17 protein-coding genes are annotated in these 23569 nt (G+C 44.9%); 11 read left to right on the forward strand and 6 right to left on the reverse strand.

The annotated features are described in order from the left end of the window. Positions 1 to 123: 123 nt before the first annotated feature. Genes ACTQ9T_RS11815 through ACTQ9T_RS11825 form a run of 3 tightly spaced genes read right to left on the reverse strand, consistent with a single transcriptional unit; the run spans position 124 to position 2481 of the window. Positions 124 to 1767: a sensor histidine kinase gene (locus ACTQ9T_RS11815; RefSeq protein WP_440465193.1), complete on the reverse strand. Its 1644-nt coding sequence runs from the start codon at positions 1765 to 1767 to the stop codon at positions 124 to 126. A 14-nt stretch (positions 1768 to 1781) separates the two neighbouring features. Then, positions 1782 to 2339, reverse strand: a complete 558-nt coding sequence (locus ACTQ9T_RS11820) for a response regulator transcription factor (protein ID WP_440465194.1) — start codon at positions 2337 to 2339, stop codon at positions 1782 to 1784. Between the two features lies 1 nt (position 2340). After that, entirely contained in the window at positions 2341 to 2481 is a 141-nt protein-coding gene (locus ACTQ9T_RS11825) for a hypothetical protein (RefSeq protein ID WP_440465195.1), read from the reverse strand. A gap of 266 nt (positions 2482 to 2747) precedes the next feature. Between ACTQ9T_RS11825 and ACTQ9T_RS11830 the strand changes: the two genes are divergently transcribed. Further along, positions 2748 to 3284, forward strand: coding sequence for a Spy/CpxP family protein refolding chaperone (locus ACTQ9T_RS11830; protein ID WP_440465196.1), 537 nt, complete (start codon positions 2748 to 2750; stop codon positions 3282 to 3284). Positions 3285 to 3445: 161 nt separating this feature from the next. Here the strand turns inward: ACTQ9T_RS11830 and ACTQ9T_RS11835 are convergent, their stop codons facing one another. Continuing rightward, complete coding sequence (locus tag ACTQ9T_RS11835) at positions 3446 to 5083, reverse strand: hypothetical protein (protein ID WP_440465197.1); 1638 nt, start codon at positions 5081 to 5083, stop codon at positions 3446 to 3448. Between the two features lie 44 nt (positions 5084 to 5127). After that, positions 5128 to 7185, reverse strand: a complete 2058-nt coding sequence (locus ACTQ9T_RS11840) for a hypothetical protein (RefSeq protein ID WP_440465198.1) — start codon at positions 7183 to 7185, stop codon at positions 5128 to 5130. Positions 7186 to 7444: 259 nt separating this feature from the next. Between ACTQ9T_RS11840 and ggt the strand changes: the two genes are divergently transcribed. Continuing rightward, positions 7445 to 9391 carry a gamma-glutamyltransferase gene (gene ggt / locus ACTQ9T_RS11845; protein WP_440465199.1) on the forward strand — a complete coding sequence of 649 codons (1947 nt, stop codon included), beginning with the start codon at positions 7445 to 7447 and terminating at the stop codon, positions 9389 to 9391. 9 nt (positions 9392 to 9400) lie between these two features. Here ggt and ACTQ9T_RS11850 read toward each other — a convergent pair whose 3' ends face one another. Beyond that, on the reverse strand, positions 9401 to 10216 hold the full coding sequence (locus ACTQ9T_RS11850) for a helix-turn-helix domain-containing protein (protein WP_440465200.1): 816 nt from the start codon (positions 10214 to 10216) through the stop codon (positions 9401 to 9403). Between the two features lie 303 nt (positions 10217 to 10519). Here ACTQ9T_RS11850 and ACTQ9T_RS11855 point away from each other — a divergent pair, with 303 nt between their 5' ends. The 9 genes from ACTQ9T_RS11855 to cysE all read left to right on the forward strand — a co-directional run bounded on the left by ACTQ9T_RS11855 (position 10520) and on the right by cysE (position 23523). Then, positions 10520 to 11542 carry a proline racemase family protein gene (locus ACTQ9T_RS11855; RefSeq protein ID WP_440465201.1) on the forward strand — a complete coding sequence of 341 codons (1023 nt, stop codon included), beginning with the start codon at positions 10520 to 10522 and terminating at the stop codon, positions 11540 to 11542. Between the two features lie 148 nt (positions 11543 to 11690). Further along, positions 11691 to 12938: an NAD(P)/FAD-dependent oxidoreductase gene (locus ACTQ9T_RS11860; RefSeq protein WP_440465202.1), complete on the forward strand. Its 1248-nt coding sequence runs from the start codon at positions 11691 to 11693 to the stop codon at positions 12936 to 12938. A gap of 104 nt (positions 12939 to 13042) precedes the next feature. After that, a complete protein-coding gene (dapA, locus tag ACTQ9T_RS11865) occupies positions 13043 to 13924 on the forward strand; it encodes a 4-hydroxy-tetrahydrodipicolinate synthase (protein ID WP_440465203.1) in 882 nt (293 codons plus the stop codon). A 111-nt stretch (positions 13925 to 14035) separates the two neighbouring features. Continuing rightward, a complete protein-coding gene (locus ACTQ9T_RS11870) occupies positions 14036 to 15532 on the forward strand; it encodes an aldehyde dehydrogenase (protein ID WP_440465204.1) in 1497 nt (498 codons plus the stop codon). 89 nt (positions 15533 to 15621) lie between these two features. After that, positions 15622 to 17070, forward strand: a complete 1449-nt coding sequence (locus tag ACTQ9T_RS11875; RefSeq protein ID WP_440465205.1) for an alanine/glycine:cation symporter family protein — start codon at positions 15622 to 15624, stop codon at positions 17068 to 17070. Positions 17071 to 17359: 289 nt separating this feature from the next. Beyond that, entirely contained in the window at positions 17360 to 21097 is a 3738-nt protein-coding gene (gene dnaE, locus ACTQ9T_RS11880) for a DNA polymerase III subunit alpha (protein ID WP_440465206.1), read from the forward strand. A gap of 72 nt (positions 21098 to 21169) precedes the next feature. Continuing rightward, positions 21170 to 21550: an Hpt domain-containing protein gene (locus tag ACTQ9T_RS11885; RefSeq protein WP_440465207.1), complete on the forward strand. Its 381-nt coding sequence runs from the start codon at positions 21170 to 21172 to the stop codon at positions 21548 to 21550. Then, positions 21550 to 22416: an RNA methyltransferase gene (locus tag ACTQ9T_RS11890; RefSeq protein WP_440465208.1), complete on the forward strand. Its 867-nt coding sequence runs from the start codon at positions 21550 to 21552 to the stop codon at positions 22414 to 22416. The genes ACTQ9T_RS11885 and ACTQ9T_RS11890 overlap by 1 nt, the downstream gene beginning before the upstream one ends. A gap of 195 nt (positions 22417 to 22611) precedes the next feature. Beyond that, positions 22612 to 23523 carry a serine O-acetyltransferase gene (gene cysE, locus ACTQ9T_RS11895; RefSeq protein WP_440465209.1) on the forward strand — a complete coding sequence of 304 codons (912 nt, stop codon included), beginning with the start codon at positions 22612 to 22614 and terminating at the stop codon, positions 23521 to 23523. Positions 23524 to 23569 lie beyond the last annotated feature (46 nt).

Raw genomic sequence — 23569 nt, forward strand, 5'->3', positions numbered from 1 at the left:
TATCAAACATTCAGTCAGGGCACTGCAAACCACTATGCTTTAATGAATTGACAACGAGTTATCTTCATAAAGGCAATTTGACGTAACGCTTATTTATGTCAGCTCCTTGTGTTTAAAGGGTATCTATTTAATAGGCAAAATTATCTGTACCACCAGTCCTTGTAAGCCATCTTGGCGATTGTAGACATGAATCTGACCCTTATGCGCCATCACAACCGCATGGACAATTGCCAATCCCAAACCATAGCCACCTGTTTCACGATGACGAGCCGAATCAAGCCGTACAAAGGGCTGAAAAATACGCTCTACATCTTTATCCGCGACGCCGCCGCCCTCGTCCATTATGCTGATTTGAATCGCGGGTTTCTTATCCTCCATCTCCACTTCTTTAATATCAGCAATTACTGTTGAATCGGAGGCAGTATGCATAAAAGCATTACGAATGACATTTTCAAGCGCGCTATGTAGCTGTTCTTGATTGCCAAGCACTGTCCAAGGCGTTGTTGAATCAGTGGTAGATGAAGCGTCTGCCACCAATGCATGACTCGGCTGCCAATGCCAACGCACGTTTTTATGCTGAAACTCAAAACAAACGTCTTGTCCAATTTCACTGATGATGTCAGAAATATCAACCACTTCGTTTTCTATATTGTCGATGGTATATTGCTGCATTTGTAGAGATTGAATATGAATGATTTGCTCAATTAGCTCATTCATCCGTGCCGACTCTTTATCGATACGGTCGAGATAACGACTGGCATTCGGTGCAAAGTCGCGAGTCAGCTCAGTCGCCACATCAAGTCGCGCCAGTGGCGATCGTAGCTCGTGCGAGATATCACTGAGCATCTGTTTGCGTGCCAGCTCACTCTCAGCCAACCATTTTGATAGTTTAGCCACGTCTTTTGCGAGTAAACCAAGCTCATCATCTCCCATTTTTGATAGGTCTGGGTGGGTCTGATAATCGCTATCAATCATACGGTGTACGGTATTTTGTACACGGCGAATGCGTTGAGTCATTGTACGGCTCAGCCAAATACAAACCAAGACGCTAAAAACGAGAATAAATAGCAAACGTATGGGAAAATTGCCACGTTGCAGTGCCATAACATCAGCAAAACGCAAATGCGGACGTAATTGTATAATGACAGACTGCTCATCTGGTAAGACGACCGTCACATCAGCCAGCTCAGGGCGACTGTCGAAATCAGCTAGCGTAGCGCTATTTGGCATCATCGGTTGCAGAATATGGTTTAAGAATGACGACTTATCATTCGACATTTTATTATTATTATCGTGACTATTAGCCCTGTTATTGTCCACATTGGGCTGAGCTGCCATTGATTGCATTGATGGTTGCATTGATAGTTGCCCTACTTCACGCCGACTACCCTGCATACCTTTTTGCCTACGCTCATCTCTATTGCGATAACGCGGAAATATAATCGCCCCTTCTTCATCGTAAACTCTTATCTGATTCATGAGTTGACGGTCCTGACGATACATCTGCTTAACTGTACTTAAATCACCCGCTCTTAATGCCTCAACCATCTCTTGACGCTTAATCAATAAACTATCAATTTGTACGTTCATGCGAGCTGTTAGTGCTTTTTCGACCAGCCAACGCTCCACCATGATCGATAAAATAGAGGTGATGATAATTGTTAATAATAGACTTAGAAACAAACGCCAAAATAGTGTGATTCGCACTTTAAACTTTGGTGTTTGCTTAAGCGTTTTATGGTTAACAGCTTTCTTGGAAGCGTTCATCGATGAGTCCATCATTACAATACCAGCTGATAACCTTTACCACGAACCGCTTTGATCGGCTCATCATGAAAAGGTTGGAGTTTTTTGCGGAGTCGCGAGACATGCACATCAAGGCTACGGTCGAAGGGTTGTAATTCACGTTGTAAAACATGCTCTGACAGCCACGCTTTGCTCACCACCTCACCTTTTTGTTTCAGTAGCGCAACCAACAAATCAAATTCTGTCCCCGTCACTTGTAGTTCTATGCCATCTATCTGACAAAGCCGCTGGTTTTGATCCAGATGCAAACGGCTCTCTGGTAGCGGCGTATGCTCTGATATCGCTGCGCTGGTGCGTTTGATGACGGCATTGATACGTGCCAGCAGCTCTCTAGGATTGCAGGGTTTGGTAATATAGTCATCAGCACCAAGTTCAAGCCCAATAATACGATCAATTTCCTCCCCTTTTGCGGTCAGCATGATGACAGGGATATCACTGATATTGGGTAATTGACGCAAGACACTCAATCCATCGATTTTTGGCATCATAATATCTAACACCAGCAAATCGTAAGCAGCAGCGCCATTCAGCACATTATTGCTCGCGGTCTTGAGTTTCTGTATGACAGCCCTCACCATCGTGAACGCAGTCGCATGTCACCCCATGATTGTGCAAGTATTCTTGTAATAACTGGGTCAACTCTTCGTCATCATCGCCTAGTAGTATGTGTGGCACATCTTTCTCCTTGAGCGTTGGATCGCTTTATGAGCCATATTATCAGTCAATTGCTTATCGATTCGCTATAAACGTTACCTTTCTTAATACTTCATAAATGTTCGTAACCTTTAACTGTCGTAATATAGCGTCTATCAGCGACAAATACTGATAACAAGCTGTGATGGATAGTGGCTATCCGGGACACTTAGCATTCATAAGCTGATCAGATAAAAACTGACTTTTTCGCAACCAATAACGTATGCACCCTAAATAAGGTAACGATGATGAAAAAATTATTAATGGGCTCAGTATTAGCAATGTCTAGCATTTTCACCGTAACGGCTTGTACCAGTGTTAATGCAACCACTGATACCACACCAACGACCAGCAAAATGCAGCATAAAGATGGTATGAAAAAAGGTGGTATGAAAAAAGACGGCATGAGAGGTCCAATGTCGCAACTAGATCTAACAGCAACGCAACAAGCGCAAGTCAAAGCCATCATGCAAGCACAACACGGCGATCGTAAAGCTGACCGTACAAAAAACAAATTGGAACGGGCGCAAATGCAGCAACAGATGCAAGCATTGACTAATAGTAGCACTCTAAATACAGCCGCAGTTAATCGCTTAGCTGACCAGCAAGCGGCTAAAACCAAGCAGCGCTTCACTGAGCGAGTACAGACTCAACATGCTATCTCTCAAGTATTGACTGCTGAGCAACGCGCAAAACTTGCTACATTAAAAGCTGAAAAAATGGCGAAAGGTCATAAAGGCTCAGAGCACGGTAAAATGCATGGCAAACCCCATCAAGGCATGTAATTCGTCATTAATAGGCTATTTTTCATTCATACTGAATGTCCTATAAGACTGATTATGAACACATAAAAAAGCGCATCGTATAAACGGTGCGCTTTTTGGTTCCAGATATTTAGATTCAAATAAACCTGTCATTTTAAAGATCTTTCTGGCGCCGTACTGAATTATTCAATCGCCCCAAACTTCTCTTTAGCCATTGGCATGACACTAAACATCATCTTACCCATTGCCGTACCATTGCCATCACGATAATACTGCATCAACTCGCTACCATACTCGCGCACATCAATACTATTACTGGCATTGGGAACTTGCACATTACTTGGTAAGTTCGGAAATGCCATGTCTGTAGCGCTTATAGCGGAGTATTGCTGCAAAACATCTATGACCATGTTTTTATTGGAAGCAGTCTCGCTCGGAAGCTCACTACGCAGATGCTGCCATTTGAGCTGACCACGCTTATCAAAGCCATACAACTGCTGCGTCTCTGCTTTCTCTAGCATTGCACTTTCTGCCGTCTTTTCCTTTGCCTCTGCCATTGTTTCCTCTACTGTCTCACTGCCACTATCCATGCCACTCTTTATCATTGCTAGCATCTGCTGCACTAACGCTTTACTGGTAAATTTATCAGCACCTGTGGTGCTTACCTCGTAAGGCTCACTTTCTTTGATTAGCTCTGGATATCGCTGACTAATCCGCTCGTAAACGATGCGCATATAATCTTGATAAAACTGCTCATAACTCTCAGCGCTTTGTACACGGCGAATAACTTGGTTACTTGCCAGCATTGCTGGTAGCTGATGCGCGGGTAACTTGGGAGAGAGCGAAGCTAGCGTATTAGGGGCGACATAATCAAACTGGCTAACAGGTGCCGCATCAAATGTGGTATCTAACGCTGCAAAATGGCTTTTTATCAACTCACTGCCAAAGCCTTTGGGTAAGGTGCCATCATTAATGGCTAGCTTTAGCCATTTGTTGCGCCACTTTGTGCCGAGCTTATCGTCTAACATTTCTGAATTAAACATCGCAAAATTATCTGCCCATAGATAGATATTGCCATTTTTCAAATCTAGATAAATAGGCTGATTGACACTGCTTTGATGATTACGTGCTTGATACTGCATGCTCGCTAGCATTGTCGCCTTACCAGCCATTGGCTGATAGACGCCTTGTGCATTGATAGACAAGGGCTTTAGCACATAAGCATCTAGCAGCTTTGCCTTTTTGATATCTTGCGCTGTCGTTCGGTCATCATAATTGTCAAATAACTGTTGGTAAGACGCTGGCACGGTGATCTCACTATCATAATTGCTATCTACCCATGCCTCATAGGCATCTGTACACTCAAGGTAACGGTCTTTCAGCGTCGTTCGCTCAGCATCATAATCCGCCGCCAAAATATCTTTATTTTGCGCTTCTGCTTGAGTAAGTAAGGCGGCATATGCTTGATCGTGTGTGTCTTCGCAGTATTCATCGATATAGCCTGAGGCGACTGGCGCTTTGGCATTTATTTTAGTATTTATATTATTAAACTGCTGCTCGTTACTAATCTCCAGATTGCTATGGTAACTAAAAGACTGGCGGCGCTTTTTTTGTAACGCCATCGCCAATGCTGTCTTGGCTGCCACTGGCGTTTGCTTGGCAGTCATCGCGTTAGATTGGTCAAGACTGGTAGATTGGCAACCCGTTAATAATAATGCCCCTGTTACCAATGCACCAACAAATAAATGATTGCCATTAAAAACGGACGCAGTGCTCGCTGACGGAAGATGATTTGCAATGATTTTATATACTGTTCTCATTTTTTATCCTTAATAAATATGGGCTTGAACATGACAAGATAGCGTTATTGATCGTCTACCCTGTTGTCAGCATCATCTGCGGCATCGTCTTCGATATCATTATCATCTTGACGATCAACACTGTCATATTCTGCTGCCTCATCGCTGCTATCACCATCCGCATAATCGCTACCATAGTCGTCATCATTGTAGTTATCGTAGTCATCGTAACTACCACTGCGACCACTATAATCATAGCGGGCATAACGTGCCGTTTGCAGCCTGTCTTTTTGTTGGCGTTGCTCTGCCATCCATGCATTGCCATCGATAGCCGCTTTAGCATTTGCACCAAAAGACTCAGCCAATAAAGGCGTTAGTGCATGGTTATTAAAGCTGCTTTTATCATAGCGTATTTGGTTTAGTACGCTGGTCGTAGAGCCCATCAAATCGCCGCCGATATTTATCCGCTGCTGCTTGGCAAGCAGGCGATCGGCACTGTCTAAATAATAGTAATTTATCTGATTAAAAGAGATCGGACCAATGGCTTCAATTAGCTGCAAAAGCGAGCCCACATCCGCACTTTGATAGCCTTTATTGTATAGCTGAACTTTCGCCAGCGCGGTTTTTAGCATAGCGCCATCAGGATATTTCTGTGGATTGGCATCGACATAATCCTGTAGCGACTTTGTCATGTATTTTAGGGTTTTGCCGATCATCTCACCGCTTTTCTTACTGCCAAAATAGACTTTTACCGCACGGCTCGCCCCGACTTCTTTGGCAAAGGCATCACTGCGAATATCTACCGCGCTAAAGTGCTCGGGCGCAAGCTCTGCCATGCTGCTCTGTATGGCAGCGATGGTGGCATCATACAGCACTGCTGGCGGTAGCTGCGCGGTAATACTCTCTGGCAATCCAAAACTGACGGTATGTGAGGTCATTTGGTTAGGTAAAGGGGTGTTTTCAGGATTAACCAATGCCACGATAGGCATGATTGCTGATGGGTCTACCGTAACTGTACTATGGTTAAAATCGAACGCTAGCGGTATCTGTACGGATGAGGCAATCGTCGGAGTCACATAATCATAGCTATAAACGCTTTGCAGTTGTCGTTGTTTGGGTTTGTACTGACTGACACTATTAAACGTTAAATTTTGATATTGATAAGCATTTGACGCGGCTATCTGTTCAGGCGTGCGATGGAACATACTCAGCATTTGACCAATGACGCCCGTAGATGGCGTTGATGATTGGCTACCTTCTACAGCCTCTGATTTTTGTTTGGCCATCTGTATGGCTTCATAGTTTTTTAACAGATTTTTAGACTTTAAGTTCGAGACCCCTGAGAGAATACCACCCTCTACATTGCCATATTCATTATAGCCATCTCTGTCGTAACCCTCTCGATTGTAGCCATATTCGCTGTAACTGTCTTCATCATAGCCGTCTTCATCGTAGTTAATATCCTCTACAACACAGACTTCATAAGCGTCATCGTCATCATCTTTATTGCATTTATTCGACTCTATACTTACCGCTACTAACTCTGCCATAGCCTCAGTTTGCCTGTCCTCATGATCACTTTCATCATAATTACTTTCACCATAATCGCCATCAGGCTCATAAGCATAGGCTTCTATAATCGTTCTAAGTAAGCTACTAGAGCCTGCATCAATGCTATCTGGATCAATGAAAGGTGCGGCTTGATAATTGGCTTGCGCGACTGCCACATGCTCTGTTGCCAGATGCTGACGAATAGCCGCCAGTAAATGTGATTTGGCTTGATTGTCGGTATTGGGATATTTTTCTTGGTCAAATAATTGTTGATAACGCTCAGATTTGGCAGTGCGGCTGGCATTAAATGCGCGGCCTTGGGCTTTGCTCTGCGCGCTATCAGCGGTACTAAAATCCATCATACTTTTTGATGCCGTAGACGATGATAGCGCAGGGCTTGATTGACAACCTGCCAACCCAAACGTACTGCCAAGCAGTAATGCGCAGCCTGCAATAGAGGTTAATTTGCGCGACTGATATGAATGCTTGTTATGGTTATGGGCAGATGACTGATGATGAGTCATGCCAGAGTGACGCTGTTGGTCGCGTTTATGAGTGTGGTTGGATGACATAGTAATTTCTTCTTATAAATAGACAGACAATAATGAATAAATTCTAGCACTATTATTTATATCACAATGAGTTACAATTTAGTAAGATTAGAACGTATTTCTTAAAAATTTTCAGCATTTTTGATAGGACTGTTTATCTAGCAAACGTGGCGCCAATTATTATGTCAATGAGGACACGCCTTAACATTCAAGCCTCTTTATTTTTACAGTCTTATTTTTACAGACCCAGCATCATCACTTGCTCAAAAAGGAATTTACAATGCAACATCCAATATCAAAAGATGAAATTAACGCTTCTCAAAATAACCTTAAAAACAGAGCAAAAATTAAAACCGCTATTCTATTAATCAGCAGTACGTTTTTAGTATCGCTATCTGCTCATGCGGCTGAGCCAACCACCAATCAATCAACTACCATCAACCCAACATCGATTAATACCAGCGCCATCAATCTCGCTATTATGGCTGATAATCCTACTGTGTTGTCTGAAACCAAACGTGTTACACGAGCCAAAATCAATACGCTTACTTCCACGATGAACAATGCCAATGCCGATCAAGCCATCTATTCTGAAGATGCGATTCATCATCCGGTTTGGGCAAAGAACGGTATGGTCGCCACCCAAGAAGCCCTCGCCTCTGATATTGGACTCAAGATTTTAAAAGACGGTGGTAATGCCGTTGATGCTGGGGTCGCGGTTGGCTTTGCCTTAGCAGTGACTTTGCCGCGTGCTGGGAATATCGGTGGTGGTGGTTTTATGATGATTTATGATGCCAAGCAAGGCAAAACGGTGGCACTCGATTACCGTGAAAAAGCGCCGAGTAGCGCCTCGCGTGATATGTATCTTGATGAAGATGGTAACGCAGTCAGCGACTTGTCTCGTTATCATGGTTTAGCCATCGGTGTGCCAGGGACGGTCGCAGGATTGCTTAAAGCGTTAGAAGATCACGGCACCATGAGTCGCGGGCAAGTGATGGCACCTGCGATTGCACTGGCTGAGGACGGTATAGAAGTCACGGCTGGCTTGTCCGAGTCGCTCACCGCCTTGAGCGATCGTTTACAAAAATGGCCAAGCACCAAAAAGATATTCTTTAAACCTGACGGTAGCGCCTATCAACCCGGTGAGCGTTTAAAACAGCCTGAATTGGCAAAATCACTTAAGCTGATTGCCGTAAAAGGTGCAGATGGATTTTATAAAGGGGAAACCGCGAGTAAGTTGGTCAAAGCGGTCAATGAGGCTGGCGGTAGCATGAGCTTACAGGATTTGGCCAACTATGAAGCCATCGCTCGCGAGCCAGTTAAAGGCGATTATCGTGGTTATGAGATTGTCTCGATGCCGCCGCCGTCCTCTGGTGGTATCCATATCGTGCAAATCTTAAATATCTTAGAAGGTTATCCGCTAAAAGACTATGGTCAAAACAGCGCGCAAACCATTCACCTAATGGCAGAAGCCATGCAGTTGGCTTATGCGGATCGCGCAGAGTATTTAGGTGATTCTGACTTTATCGATGTGCCTGCCAGCGGCTTAACCTCAGAGGCTTATGCGGATAAACTGCGCACTTTAATCAATCCAGACAAAGCCACACCAGCATCTACCATCAAAGCCAACAACCCTCTGCCCTACGAGAGCGATCAGACCACGCATTTCTCTATCGTGGATAAAGACGGTAATGCGATAGCCAATACTTATACGCTGAACTTCTCTTACGGCACTGGCCTTGTCGCTGAAGGTACGGGAATTTTACTCAACAATGAAATGGATGATTTTTCTGCCAAGCCCGGTGTGCCGAATGGTTATGGCTTATTAGGCGGTGAAGCAAATGCCGTTGAAGCAAATAAACGCCCGCTATCCTCGATGAGCCCGACACTGGTATTTAAAGACAGTAAACCTTATATCGTCACGGGTAGCCCCGGTGGGAGCCGCATCATCACCACCGTTACCCAAATCATCTCGAACGTGATTGATCATGATATGAATATCGCTGAGGCCACTCATGCACCGCGTATTCATGATCAATGGCTGCCTGATGAGATTCGAGTGGAGAAGGCACTGAATGTTGATACGGTTAAAAAGCTTGAATCAATGGGTCATACAGTCAGTCCAAAAGCAGCCATGGGTTCGACTCAGTCGATTATGTTGACTCCAAATGGTGTTTACGGTTCTTCTGATCCACGTATCGTTGATGCGGCGGTAGTTGGGTATTGATTTTATTTTTTATGATAAATGCGTTTGACGAAATTGGCTGGGCGACATTCCCGTGAATTGTTTGAACTGACGGCTAAAAGCACTGTGATCGCTATAGCCGCAGTTCAACGATATCTGAGTCACTGACACCTCATGACTAGCCAATAACTTCACCGCATACTCCAAGCGCAGCTTTTGCACAAACTGTAATGGCGACATATTCAGTACGGCCTTAAAGGTACGCTCTAGCTGCGACACGCTCAAATTAGCCAAGTCGGCCAATTGTGCGATATTTATTTTTTGATCAAGATGCGCTCGTACAAACTGAGCAACTTCAGCCAAGCGCGCATGTTTACGTAAAACGCGCTCGTTATCTTCATCAATATCGACTGAAATCCCAACCATGGCGACCACTTGTTGGCTCTTATTATAGATAGGCAGTTTATTGGTAATACACCATCCTAACTGACCGGATGCGTAACTGTGCAGCTCTAAGTTATCAACGATAGACTTCCCCTCTCGCAATACCTTCATATCTTGCAAAATATAATCCCTACTCTGTCGATGAGAAAACACCTCTTCTGTGGTAAACCCTACGATATCTTCGTGCTGACTCAACTGACAGCGTTTTAACAAGGTTTTGTTTGCCAGCTGATAACGTGCCTGCTCATCTTTCACAAAAAATACCACATTGGTCAAAGTATTCAGCAGCGGCAGTAACAATGAGACATTACCGATAAAAGCCTCACTACTGTCAGGACGATAGACAGTCATATTCTGCTGCAATGACGTGGTAAGCATAGCAAGCGCGGTATCTTCTATTACATCTGTTATTACCTCAGTCATCGCATCTCATCCCTGTCATATCAATTTTACATTCAGCCAAACATCCATAACTCGCAGGCTATGTCGCGTATATCTATTATTACCAATTTTTAGGCAAAGACTTCTCTAGTGTACACCGAGCCACTATGCAGAAATACGCATTTATCCATGAAAAAACAGCAAGACGCTCTCTCTAAAAAAGTCCACTCTATATATAGACCTCAGCAAGTAACAACCAACTATTGGCTGTTAAATTAAAACCATTAGGTCTCATGCATAAAAAGCGGAATATAACTTTTTCACGGATGAATTAGGGCGTCGGTCATGTCTTCTATATTATTTAATTTTAAAATTATTGACTCTCATACGGGCGGTGAGCCCACTCGTATGGTCTATGACGGCTTCCCTGAACTCGTCGGCGACACTCTTCAAGATAAGCTGCAATACTTCAAACAAAACTTCGATCATCTGCGCCAAAGTATCATTTTAGAGCCACGCGGCAATGATGTTCTTGTCGGTGCGTTACTCTTCCCTGCTACCAATCCCAAAGCCACAGCGAGCGTTATTTTCTTTAACAATGCTGGTTATTTAGGCATGTGCGGGCACGGCACGATTGGCGTTATCGTCTCATTGGCTTATCAACGAAAGATATCGGCAGGCGTGCACTGGCTAGAGACTCCTGTCGGTCTGGTTAAAGCCACCTTACATGATGATGGCAGCTGTAGTGTACAAAACGTCCCTTCTTACCGTTATAAAAAACAAGTTGATGTTCACGTTCCTGAATTAGGTCTTATCCGTGGCGACATCGCTTGGGGTGGCAATTGGTTCTTTTTAGTCAGTGAGCATGGACAAGACATTCAAGCAAATAATGTCAAAAAATTGACTCAAGTAACCATGCAAATTAAGCAAGCACTAATCGCTGCTAATATCACCGGCGAAAACGGCGGCGAGATTGACCACATCGAGTTATTTACCGATAGCGATGATGACCAAGTCGATAGTAAAAACTTCGTTTTATGCCCAGGTTCAGCTTACGATCGCTCTCCTTGTGGTACCGGTACTAGTGCCAAGCTTGCCTGCTTAGCGGCTGACAACCGTCTAGCACCTGAACAATTTTGGCAGCAACAAGGCATAGTCGGCAGCGTATTCACTGGCAGTTATCAGCATGCAACTGAGCTTAATACTGAGTTCAATACCGATCTTAGTACTAAGCTCAATAATGCAGCTGGTACGGCTTATCCTGCACAGACCATTATCCCAACGATTCGTGGTCATGCTTATGTTTGTGCTGAGACCACACTCATTGTGCAAGAAGACGATCCTTTTAAATGGGGCATCCCGTCTTAATGAGGTCGTAGCATTAGTTATGAAATGACCTGATTTATTGAGTGGCTTAACTTATTAAGTGGCTTAACTTATGAAATGACAGGTTTATTGATAAACGCGTAAACACTCTTAAAACCGCTTAATCGACAGAACGTGAACGAGAAAAATTATGACTACCTTAAACGTCGACTTACATATCATTGGAGGCGGCATTATCGGTCTAGCGGCTGCGGTGACGTTGCAAGCGCGAGGCGTAAAGGTCGCACTGCTGGACGCCAATGAAGTGGGTCAAGGCGCATCATTAGGTAACGCCGGTCATATCGCTACCGAGCAAGTATTCCCCATTGCTGATGCTAGCATGCTCCGTCATGTACCCGCCATGCTATTGAATCCGACTGGACCGCTGCGCATAGACTGGCGCTATCTGCCGCGTTTGATGCCTTGGGCAATGCAGTTGCTCATGAATATGCGCCCTGAGCCCTTTGAGCGGATTCATCAAGCGTTGTTAAGCTTAAATAAAAATAGCCTCCAAGCGTGGCAAGGCTTTGCTGATCAGTGGCAATTGGGCGATTGGATACAAGTAAAGGGTTCGTTATTAACGGTTGAAAAGCCTAGTAGTCTTGAGCTACTAACAGCACACGGTAAGCGTCTCAATGACATTGATGTGAGCAATGAGCTGCTGAGCAAAGAGGATTTATTAGAGCGTGAGCCTGCCTTACAAGACAACCAATTAGCAGCGTTATTTTTCCCAAATACAGGACATATCACCAATTTAAAAGCCGTTATCAATCAGCTTCACCATACTTTTAGACAATTGGGCGGTCATGTCATTGAACATTGTAGCGTCTTTGCAGCGACCAATGATGCAGATGGTATTCATTTGACCACCAGTCAAGGTGACATGACAGCGTCCAAAGTGCTGCTAGCAGCAGGCGCTCACTCTAAAGCCTTGGCCAAGCAACTAACGGGCGTCAACATCCCTTTAGATACCGAACGTGGTTATCACTTAATGCTACCTCATGAAGGCGCGCGCTTACAGATTCCCGTATCGAGTCTGGATCGACGCTTTGTCATGACCCCGATGCAAGACGGCCTACGTTTGGCGGGTACGGTGGAGTACGCAGGACTTGACGCGCCTGCCAATATGCAGCGTGCACATATGCTATTACAACAAGCGCAGCCTATGTTAAAAGCGCCGTTAGATGCTAGCGATAGCGTGTCATGGATGGGGTTTCGTCCATCGACCGCAGACTCCTTACCAGTCATCGACAAAATCGAGCGCGTCTTTTTAAGCTTTGGGCATCAGCATTTAGGGTTAACGCAAGCTGTCGTTAGTGCGCAAATGATTGCCGAGTATTATTTTGATGAAGACCATACGATTGATCCAAAACCGTATCAACTGGCCCGCTTTCAATAAACAGCTTATCAAACGGTTATGAACCAAGTAAAAATCAACCGATTCATCATTGAATCATTACCCGTTAAATCACCATCAATATCAACACCAATAAGGATAGTCTCATGAACATAAATGGAATTTTAGTCCCAATCGTTACCCCTTTCGACAATAACGGTGACGTTGATGCGCAAAAATTAACGACACTGGTCGAAGCCTTTATTGACAAAGGCGTAGCAGGTATCGTCGCTTGCGGTACCACAGGGGAATACTATACGTTTTCGGCAGCGGAGCGCGAGCTGGTATTAACCACTATCGCTGAAGCCGCAAAAAATAAAGGCGCTGAAAATAAAGTCACTCTGATTGCTGGTATCAACAGCTTATCGACTGATCACTCTATTGAGCTTGCCGCACAAGCCAAAGCCTTAGGTTATGACGGCCTGATGCTGTCTGCCACCCCTTATAGTTTGCCCGAGCAAGATGGCATCATCGCTCACTTCGAAAAAGTCGCGGATGCTAGTGAGCTGCCGATTATTATGTACAACTTCCCTGATCGTGTTGGCGTTGCCATTGAATTTGATACTGTTGCTCATCTAGCTAAACACCCCAATATCGTCGGCGTAAAAGAAAGCAGCGGCGACTTTAGTCATGCGCTACGCATGCTGCAAGCTGATTTTGATGACTTTGATGTGGTTTGTGGCTGTGATGATCAGCCCGTTGATTTCTTCTTTTGGGGTGCAAAAAGCTGGATCGCAGGCGCAGCGAACGTCTTCCCAGCAGAGCAAGTCGCATTATTTAACGCCACTCAGCAAGGGGACTGGAATAAAGCAAAGCAAATCATGAGTGAGATTTATCCTGCTATTCATTCTATGGAATCTGGCAACTACAACCAAAAGGCCAAAGCGGGATGTTTAAAAGGCAGCATGGATGTCGGCTCAGTTCGCGTGCCACTAACTGACATGCCAGAAGACGAAAAAGCAGAGTTTTTAGCCTTACTGTCTAAATAGCACTCAGCTCAGCTTAGTAAAAACAATGTTAAGGATAACCCACGCTAAATTTGATGCCGTATTCAAATCTCGAATCGATGACATCAAATTTAGCAGATAAGGATTAGAAAAATGAGCACCAAACAACAATCTACCAAACAACAAGTATTTGAGAAAGCAAAACAGCAGCAATTATGGGCGGGTCACTTAATAGCAGCGGATGGCTTATCAGACGCTACTTTGGACAATTACACGCCGATTGATAACAGTATTATCGGTCAGATTGCTTCAGATACTAGCGATGATGTCGATACTGCCGTGCAAGTCGCTCGCGATGCTTTTGAAAACGGTGAATGGCGGCGTCTGGCTCCTGCTGAGCGCAAGGCTATTATGCAGCGCTGGTGTGCACTCATGCATGAGCACGTCGAGGAGCTGGCAGCATTAGATTGTGTGGATGCGGGCAAACCAATTACCGAATGCTTAAACACTGACATGCCAGCGACTATTGAGACTTTTGAATGGTATGCCGAAGCAGCGGACAAAGTATTTGGCAAAGTCGCGCCGACAGGTAGCGCGGCTTTAGGACTTATCGTACAAGAGCCCATTGGTGTCGTTGGTGCGGTATTACCTTGGAACTTCCCAGCCCAAATGTACGCATGGAAAGTCGCCCCTGCTCTTATTATGGGCAACTCTGTCATCGTTAAACCTGCTGAGCTGACCTCTTTATCGGCTTATCGTTTAACCGAGCTTGCCTATGAAGCTGGCGTGCCCAGAGAAGCGCTGCAAATGGTCTGCGGTCTTGGTGAAAATGTCGGCGCGGCGCTTGGTCAACATATGGATGTTGACATGGTGTCGTTCACTGGCTCAACTGAGGTCGGACGTTTGTTCTTACAGTATTCGGCGCAAAGCAATCTAAAAGAAATCGTCTTAGAATGCGGTGGTAAAAGCCCACAAATCGTCTTTGATGATGCCGTACTCGATGACGCTGCGATTAACGATATCTTATCAGCCGCGTTTTGGAATATGAGTGAAAACTGTAGTTGCGGCTCACGCTTATTAGTCCACAGCAGTCAAAAACAAGCGCTACTTGAGCAATTAAAAAACGGTCTGAAAGATTGGAAGGTCGGCTCACCTTACGACCCTGATACCGCCATTGGTCCTATGATTGAAAAAGCGCATTTTGACAAGGTTTGTCATTATCTGCGAATCGCTAAAGAGGAAGGTGCAACGATCGTTGCAGGTGGCAACATTCATGACGACATGGGCAGTGGCTGGTATATCGAGCCGACTATTTTTGATGATGTCAGCGCTGACATGACTTTGTTTAAAGAAGAAGTCTTTGGACCCTTGCTTGCGGTGACAAGCTTTGAGACGGAGGAAGAAGCCATAAAATTAGCCAATGAAACCAATTATGGACTCGCCGCTTCTTTTTATACACAGAACATCAAGCGCGCTTATCGTGTGGCGTCGTCTATCAAAGCAGGCACGGTCTCTATTAATGGTTTTTCAGAAGGTGATATAACGACACCGTTTGGCGGTTATAAGCAATCAGGTTTTGGCGGCCGTGATAATGGTTTAGAAGCCTTAGCACAATACGCACAGACCAAAACCATTTGGCTGGTCAATTAGCAAACGTATTCAGTCAGCACAGTCATCGATTAAAACAACAGCTTAAATGATTTAAGCCTTTAGTCACATATTTACAGGGAAGTAAGGCCATGGAAGCGATTATTAATACCATCGTCGGCTATATATGGAGCGATGCGTTAGTTTATTTGGCACTCGGTGTCGGCATTTATTTTACCGTGATGACTCGCGGTGTCCAGTTTCGCTATCTCAAAGAAATGGTTAGGCTGTTGTTTGACAAACAAACCTCAACCCAAGGCATTAGCTCATTCCAAGCCTTTTGTATGGCGTTATCTGGGCGCATTGGTGTTGGTAACATTGCAGGGGTTGCCACCGCTATCGCAGCGGGTGGTCCTGGTGCCGTTTTTTGGATGATCGTCATGGGTCTGCTTGGCGGTGCTAGCGCCTTTATTGAGTCTACCCTTGCACAGGTTTATAAGCATACGGTTGATGATCAATACCGCGGCGGCTCACCCTTTTATATCGAGCGCGGACTCAAGATGAAACCCTTTGCTATTTTAGTAGCTACGGTGACTTGTCTTTCTTATGGCGTTTTGGTGCCCGGCGTACAAGCCAATACCATCGCTGATTCTTTCGATACCGCCTTTAACATCTCACCTGCTGTGACAGGGTTAATTATCGTCGCTATGCTAGCTGTTATTATCTTTGGTGGTGTGAAACGAATCGCCAGTTTTGCTGGTAAAGTTGTGCCTTTCATGGCCATTGGTTACATCTTGATGATGGTTATCGTCTTAGCCTTCAATGCCTCAAACCTACCTGCTATGTTCGCTCTTATTTTCAAAAGTGCGTTTGGTATGGATGCTGTGTTTGGCGGTATCGTTGGTCTAGCCATATCTTGGGGTGTTCGCCGTGCGGTATTCTCTAACGTTGCTGGTGCAGGCGAAGCTACTTTCAGCTCTGCTGCTGCAGAAGTTTCTCATCCTGCCAAGCAAGGTTTAGTACAGAGTTTTTCTATCTATATCGATACGGTTGTTGTCTGTACTGCAACCGCCCTAATGATTTTATCTACTGGTATGTATAATGTCATTCCAGAAGAGGGCTTGACTCTGGTCGAAAATATGCCAGGTATCGAAGCGGGCACGGCATTTACCCAAGCCGCTGTCTCGACGGTGTTTAGCCAATATGGAAGTGGCTTTGTCGCTATCGCCATCTTCTTGTTTGCCTTTACCTGCTTGATTGCTTATTACTATATTGCTGAGACCACGCTAGTATACTTAGACAGTAAATTGCGCTACCCTGTTTTAAAACCATTATTAAAAATAATATTCTTAATAGTTTGCTTTACCGGTAGCATGCAGTCTGTTGGCGTGATGTGGGCGCTAGGTGATATTGGTTTTGGCAGTATGTGTTACCTTAACTTCATCGCCATCGTATTACTCAGTAAAACGGCGCTAAAAGTGCTAAAAGACTACGACGAGCAAATGAAGCTGGGACTCGATCCTATCTTTGACCCTAGAAAAGCAGGCGTTGAAAACGCAAACTTCTGGATAGCCTATAGTGATAAATATGATAAGCGTTAATTAAACTATCAGTGCTATCTTATACAAAAAACCCTTCTATATCGCCATGATATAGAAGGGTTTTTTGTATAATGAAACCTATGGTCAAAAACACTCAATTCAATTTGATACCCCTGAATCAGTGGTTGTCTGCGCCAAACAATGCTATTATTAACAGCTAAATCTAAAATGAATAAATATGACTATCGACGTCTTATTCTCTTCCAAAATTCAACATAAAGCATTGATAATAATAAATTTATTTCCTTAGTAGCTAATTCCCCTTTGATCGTACTAGTAAGAGTCCTCTATGGCATTTGTACACCTTGGCATTCACAGCGAATATTCGATTACCGATTCTATCGTGCGCATCAAGCCGCTAGTGAAAGCCGCTGCGGCTGATAATCAGCGCGCGCTCGCATTAACTGATTTGTCCAACCTCTATGCCACGGTAAAGTTCTATCGTGCCTGCCTAGGTGCTGGTATCAAGCCAATTATCGGCAGCGAAGTCATCATGGAGAATGAAGACACACGGCTCACCCTGCTCGCAATGGACAACGAGGGCTACCAAAACATCACTCGTATCGTCTCGCTCGGCTTTACCGAAGGTCGCGCCGACGATGCCAATCATGGGGTGCCGGTCGTTAAGCGTAATCATATTTTAGAACATGCCACTGGCGTGATCGTGCTCCTCACCGAAAAGTCAGATGTGGGTCAGGCACTGGTCGGCTCCATGCCAGAAAAAGCCGACGAGCTGCTGACAGAGTGGCAAGCAAAGTTTGCTGATCGCTTATATTTTGCCATCAAACGCACCAATCGCTCAGGCGAAGACACTTTTATTCGGGCGGCTATTCACTCAGGTGCTAAGCACAACATCCCCATTATTGCCCATAATGACGTGCGCTTCTTAAAGCAAGATGATTTTGATGCCCATGAAGCACGTGTCTGTATCGCAGGCTCCTATGTGCTTGCTGACCAAAATCGTCCGCAAACTTATTCCGATGCACAGTACCTAAAAACCCAAGCGCAAATGCAGCAGTTATTTGCTGATATTCCGCAGGTGATTGATAACACGTTGCGCTTAGCAACCCGCTGTAATGTGACCTTGACGCTGGGTATTAACGTACTACCCGATTTTCCTGTGCCTGAAGGTGAGACGATTGAAACGTTTTTCCGCGCGGAGTCAATGCGTGGGCTTAATAATCGATTAGATAAGCTGTTTCCCGTTGAAGCACGTACTGATAACTGGAGTGACTTCCGCCAAAAGTATGATGAACGCTTAGAATATGAGCTGGAAGTTATCTTATCGATGGGCTTCCCCGGTTACTTCTTAATCGTCATGGACTTTATCCGCTGGGCAAAAGCCAATGGCGTACCCGTTGGACCCGGTCGTGGTTCTGGTGCAGGATCCTTGGTCGCTTATGCGTTAAACATTACCGACCTCGACCCTATCCATTACGATCTACTATTTGAGCGCTTCTTAAATCCTGAACGTGTCTCAATGCCCGATTTCGATATTGACTTTTGTATTGAAGGTCGTGACCGCGTTATTGATTATGTCGCGCAAACTTATGGCCGTGAAGCGGTTTCGCAGATTATCACTTTTGGTACTATGGCGGCAAAAGCAGTGGTACGAGATGTGGCACGCGCGCAAAGTAAATCCTACTTTCTTGCCAGTAAAATGTCTAAACTTATTCCCAAAACACCGGGGATCACACTCAGTCAAGCGCTTGAGCAAGAGCCGCAGCTGAAAGACTTAATTTCCAATCCTGATAATATGGATTATGAAGATGCCATCGAAGTATGGGAGATGGCTATCAAGCTTGAAGGTATTTGCCGGAACGTGGGTAAACATGCCGGCGGCGTATTGATTGCACCGCACAGAATCACGGATTTTAGCGCCATTTATTGTGATGACGAAGGTCACCGCGTCAGCCAATTTGATAAAGATGACGTTGAAGCCGTTGGGCTGGTAAAGTTTGACTTTTTGGGTCTACGTAACTTGACCGTGATTGATGCTGCTGTCAGAAATATCAACCTGCGCCGTGCAAAAGAAGGCAAAGATGCGTTGGTGTTAGAAGACCTACCGTTAGATGATGCTAAAGCCTATAAGCTCTTACAAGATGCCAAGACCACTGCCGTCTTTCAGCTTGAAAGTATGGGTATGAAAAAGTATCTGGCGAAATTACAACCGACCAACATTGAAGACGTGATCGCCATGTGTGCGCTCTATCGTCCGGGTCCGCTCGATGCAGGCATGGTAGAGATGTATATCGACCGTAAGCATGGTCGCGAAGAAGTCATTTATGACCATCCCAACCTTGAGCCAATTTTAGAAAACACCAATGGCGTTATTGTCTATCAAGAACAGGTCATGCAAATCTCACAGGTGATGGCAGGCTATAGCTTGGGCGGAGCGGATATGCTACGCCGTGCTATGGGTAAGAAAAAACCTGAAGAGATGGCCAAACAGCGCGATATTTTCGTCACGGGTGCTACGGCACAAGGTATTGATGAAGTTACCTCTGGTGGCGTGTTTGACTTGATGGAAAAGTTCGCCGGTTATGGTTTTAACCGCTCGCATTCTGCGGCATATGGCGTGCTTGCTTATCAGACCGCGTATCTAAAACAGTACTATCCTGCCGAATTTATGGCGGCGGTATTGACCTCAGATATGAACAACACCGACAACGTTGTGTTCTTTATCAATGACTGCCGTGAAAACTTTGAGTTAACCGTCGTTAATCCGTCGGTGAATCGCAGTGAGTGGCATTTCGTCGCTGATACCCCGACCAATATTATTTATGGTTTGGGGGCGATTAAAGGCGTTGGCGAAGGTGCGGTCGAATCTATCGTTGATGCACGAAGACGTGAAGGCCCATTCAAAGACTTGTATGACTTTTGCCGCCGCGTCGACATCAAAAAGGTCAACAAGCGCACCCTTGAAGGACTGATAAACGCTGGCTGTTTTGATGACTTTGCGGCAACTTTACGACCTGACTTGCCAGCCGATGAAGCTTACGAGATTCGCGGTGCGTTAATGAGTCAGTTGCCAAGCGCCGTGCAAGCTGCGGAACAAGACCGTCAAAACCGTGAAATCGGTATGATGGATTTGTTTGGTGAAATGGATGGTGTCGTTGCCGCGCCACCGTTAGTGATGACGCCAGAGCTAATCTGGGGTGATAAGCATCGCCTAAAAGCAGAAAAGAATACATTGGGATTGTACTTAACGGGTCATCCGATTAATGAATACTTAGAGGAAATTAAACGCTATACCTCAGGTGCACGTCTCGACAAACTAACGGATACTGGCTATAACGGCAGCTGCTATTTTGCAGGCTTAATTATCGATATCGCCAACTTTGGCAATCGTAATGTGATTATCTTAGATGATGGAACCTCAAGACTGGAAGTCAGCTGCTATGCAGAGCGCTTTAATCGTGTCAAAGAACAGTTGAAAATCGATGAAGTCGTCATCATTAAAGGCAGCATCCGTGAGCGTGATGGACGCCTGTTTGCGCGCCTTGATAATGCGATGAGTATGGTAGATGCCCGTTTAAGATGGATGAAGAAGATCAGTATTAAGATTCATGGTAGCGATATTAATTTACTGACACGTCTGCAACCGTTACTTAAGTCTGCACAAGCCAGTATTATTCCAGCACCAAAAATGTCTTATGACAACGAGCAAGACGAGCAAAGTGGCAGCTTCAATGGCAATAGTGGTTACGATGCTGCAATGGGCGGAAGTCTGTTTGATGAAAATGGCAATGATTTATTGGCGCTAGAAAATGACATGAACCAAGATGTGCTTCAGAACGGTATCCATCAAAACCATGCTGGTCAAAGTTATGCCAATAATGCTTTGAGTAATACCGACGCCTCCATTAATGATAGTTGTCTGCCACTGGGACTGAGCATTTATGAGGAATTTGGCATCGCTAATGTAGGGCTATCCGAGCATTGGCGCGTCTACCCTAACGATGATAATTTGCAGCAGTTAAAGAACATGCTGAGCGAAGACAACTTACATTTCCATTACAGCTAAGACGTACCTTACTTTTCGAAACTTCATTATAGTAATCTTATTGCTTTAACTTTTAAAAATTGGACAGTAACCATGGACAAAATCACAAATAATAATATGATTGGACAAACTGACGAAGAGATTATCAATCACGAACAATTCGAAGACATGCGTGACTTGTTAGAAGAAGATTTTGCCGACTTGATACAGGTTTATATCACTGATAGTAAACAACGCATCACAAACTTGCGAACTGCTCAACAACAAAACGATGATGCCGCTGGCTTTGAGATAGCTCACGCTCTAAAAGGCGCTAGTGCCAACTTGGGCACCACTCAACTGATAAACTTGAGCTGCCAATTGCAAGAGCGCTGCCGTGAACGCCGTGTCGGTGAGCAAGCTGTGCTTATTGAAGAGATTGCCATTGCATTACACCGTGCTGAACAAGAAATTAATCAGAGATTGGGACAATAATGAGTAACGACTCTGCACGAGCAGTAAATGACTACCTTGATTGCCTACAAGTGGTTATGGTCAATACGACTTTGCCTGCCAATATTGGCTCGGCAGCACGGGCAATGCATACTATGGGTCTGTCGCGTTTAACCGTTGTAGATCCCAAGCTGCCAATCGATGAAACCAGCGTCTCTCATGCAGCAGGCGGCAGTGAGGTACTGTCATCAGCTTTGATAGCGCCCACACTGGAGTCTGCTATTGGAGACTGCCAGTTGGTATTCGCGGCCAGCAGTCGCAGCCGTCACTTGCCGCGCCCTGTGGTGACACCCACGCAAGCCGCCAAAATCATGTTCGATTTTCTTGATAAACAATCCACTTTCACTACAAGCAACCATACCGACGATAACCAAAGCGCTCATAGCAACGGTAAATCAAACATCGCTATCTTGTTTGGACGTGAAGATCGTGGTCTAACCAACGAAGAGTTGGCTTGTGCTGATTATCATATCCAAATCGATGCCAATCCTGCTTATCCTGTTTTAAATGTCGCCTCAGCCGTCCAAGTGATTGCCAGCTTTATTTTTGCTTATGCCCAAACGCACATTCAGACAGCAGATGATTTAGATAATAATTTGAGTGCTACTGCTCAGCCAACGCTTGATGTACATTTACGTCAGCAATGGGATGAGCCTGCTATTACTCAGCAGCAGTTGCAACAGCTTACTCAGCGTACCACTGACCTGATGGTGCACCGTGGTCTAGCAAATAGCGAGCATCTAAAATCGTTGCCCTCACGACTGTCTAGACTTGGCTCGCGTTTACAGCTTGATCAAAAAGAGTATCAACTATTGAGCGCGTTAATTGCCAAGCTCTCAAAAGACTAAAACAAGTCATTGTTATTGTTTATCAGCTCGCCTTCATTTGACAGCTTTTTACTATATTTTGCAGTATAAAGCTGTTATAACTTGCAGAAGCTTAGCGAAAACATGTATTCCTTATTATCCGAACTTTACGACCACCGATTAGAGGCATCGCTGTTTTAGCAACGACACTCTACCGACGAATAGATAGGACGCTCTATGTCATTGCCAGCCAAACTGTTCAAATCTCTTGCCAGCATCAAAAAAGACCTAACAGAAGATATTGATGCGGTATTTACCCGTGATCCTGCAGCGCGTAATAGCGTAGAAGTATTACTGACTTACCCTGGCATCCATGCACTTATTTTGCATCGCGGTGCGCATTATCTGTGGCAACATGACCAAAAGCTGGCAGCTCGCGTTATTTCTTACGGCTCGCGTATTATTACCGGTATTGAAATCCATCCGGCTGCCAAAATTGGTAAGCGCTTCTTTATCGATCATGGTGTTGGTGTGGTCATCGGTGAAACGGCAGAAATCGGCAATGATGTCACGCTTTATCATGGCGTTACCCTCGGCGGCGTCTCACAAAATAACGGCAAGCGTCACCCGACCCTAGAAGATGGCGTAACGGTCGGTGCTGGGGCAAAAGTATTGGGGCCATTTACTGTTGGCAAAAATGCTAAAATTGGCTCCAATGCCGTGGTCGTCAAACCCGTACCAGCAAACGCCACGATGGTCGGTAGTGCGGCTCGTATGATTTCAGACTATCATGATGAAAAAGGCAATCCTATTGCGACCAAAGTGCAAGATGCCAAACAACAAGAAAAAGCGGCTCAAACGGGTAAGATAAATCAAGACAATATTGAAAGCAATACAACCAGTGCCGCACGTGCCACAGCCTTTCAAGCTTATGGTATCGACCCTTCTTCACAAGACCCTGTCGCTGAAGCCTTCGCTAAAATGCTCGAACACATTCAGCAATCAGAAAACCGCCTAGATCAATTACAATCAGCAATGTGCCAGATCGATCCTGATTTTTGCAAAAAACAATACGATAAACTGTGCTTAGAAGATTTAGATGTGATTGATCGTGCTGATGTAGATGACATCAGTGATGAGAAAAAATAGCTGAGACAGTTGCTGAAAACATAAAAGGTACGGGCGCGTTATACAT

The sequence above is a fragment of the Psychrobacter sp. ASPA161_6 genome (genome assembly GCF_051970285.1).
In the GTDB taxonomy this organism is placed as follows: Bacteria; Pseudomonadota; Gammaproteobacteria; order Pseudomonadales; family Moraxellaceae; genus Psychrobacter; species Psychrobacter glaciei.

Coding starts and splice junctions, on each gene's coding strand:
- ACTQ9T_RS11830 (WP_440465196.1), top strand. CDS start 2,748: ATGAAAAAATTATTAATGGGCTCAGTATTAGCAATGTCTAGCATTTTC.
- ACTQ9T_RS11815 (WP_440465193.1), bottom strand. CDS start 1,767: ATGAACGCTTCCAAGAAAGCTGTTAACCATAAAACGCTTAAGCAAACA.
- ACTQ9T_RS11870 (WP_440465204.1), top strand. CDS start 14,036: ATGAGCACCAAACAACAATCTACCAAACAACAAGTATTTGAGAAAGCA.
- ACTQ9T_RS11860 (WP_440465202.1), top strand. CDS start 11,691: ATGACTACCTTAAACGTCGACTTACATATCATTGGAGGCGGCATTATC.
- ACTQ9T_RS11840 (WP_440465198.1), bottom strand. CDS start 7,185: ATGTCATCCAACCACACTCATAAACGCGACCAACAGCGTCACTCTGGC.
- dnaE (WP_440465206.1), top strand. CDS start 17,360: ATGGCATTTGTACACCTTGGCATTCACAGCGAATATTCGATTACCGAT.
- ACTQ9T_RS11875 (WP_440465205.1), top strand. CDS start 15,622: ATGGAAGCGATTATTAATACCATCGTCGGCTATATATGGAGCGATGCG.
- cysE (WP_440465209.1), top strand. CDS start 22,612: ATGTCATTGCCAGCCAAACTGTTCAAATCTCTTGCCAGCATCAAAAAA.
- dapA (WP_440465203.1), top strand. CDS start 13,043: ATGAACATAAATGGAATTTTAGTCCCAATCGTTACCCCTTTCGACAAT.
- ACTQ9T_RS11850 (WP_440465200.1), bottom strand. CDS start 10,216: ATGACTGAGGTAATAACAGATGTAATAGAAGATACCGCGCTTGCTATG.
- ggt (WP_440465199.1), top strand. CDS start 7,445: ATGCAACATCCAATATCAAAAGATGAAATTAACGCTTCTCAAAATAAC.
- ACTQ9T_RS11835 (WP_440465197.1), bottom strand. CDS start 5,083: ATGAGAACAGTATATAAAATCATTGCAAATCATCTTCCGTCAGCGAGC.
- ACTQ9T_RS11885 (WP_440465207.1), top strand. CDS start 21,170: ATGGACAAAATCACAAATAATAATATGATTGGACAAACTGACGAAGAG.
- ACTQ9T_RS11890 (WP_440465208.1), top strand. CDS start 21,550: ATGAGTAACGACTCTGCACGAGCAGTAAATGACTACCTTGATTGCCTA.
- ACTQ9T_RS11855 (WP_440465201.1), top strand. CDS start 10,520: ATGTCTTCTATATTATTTAATTTTAAAATTATTGACTCTCATACGGGC.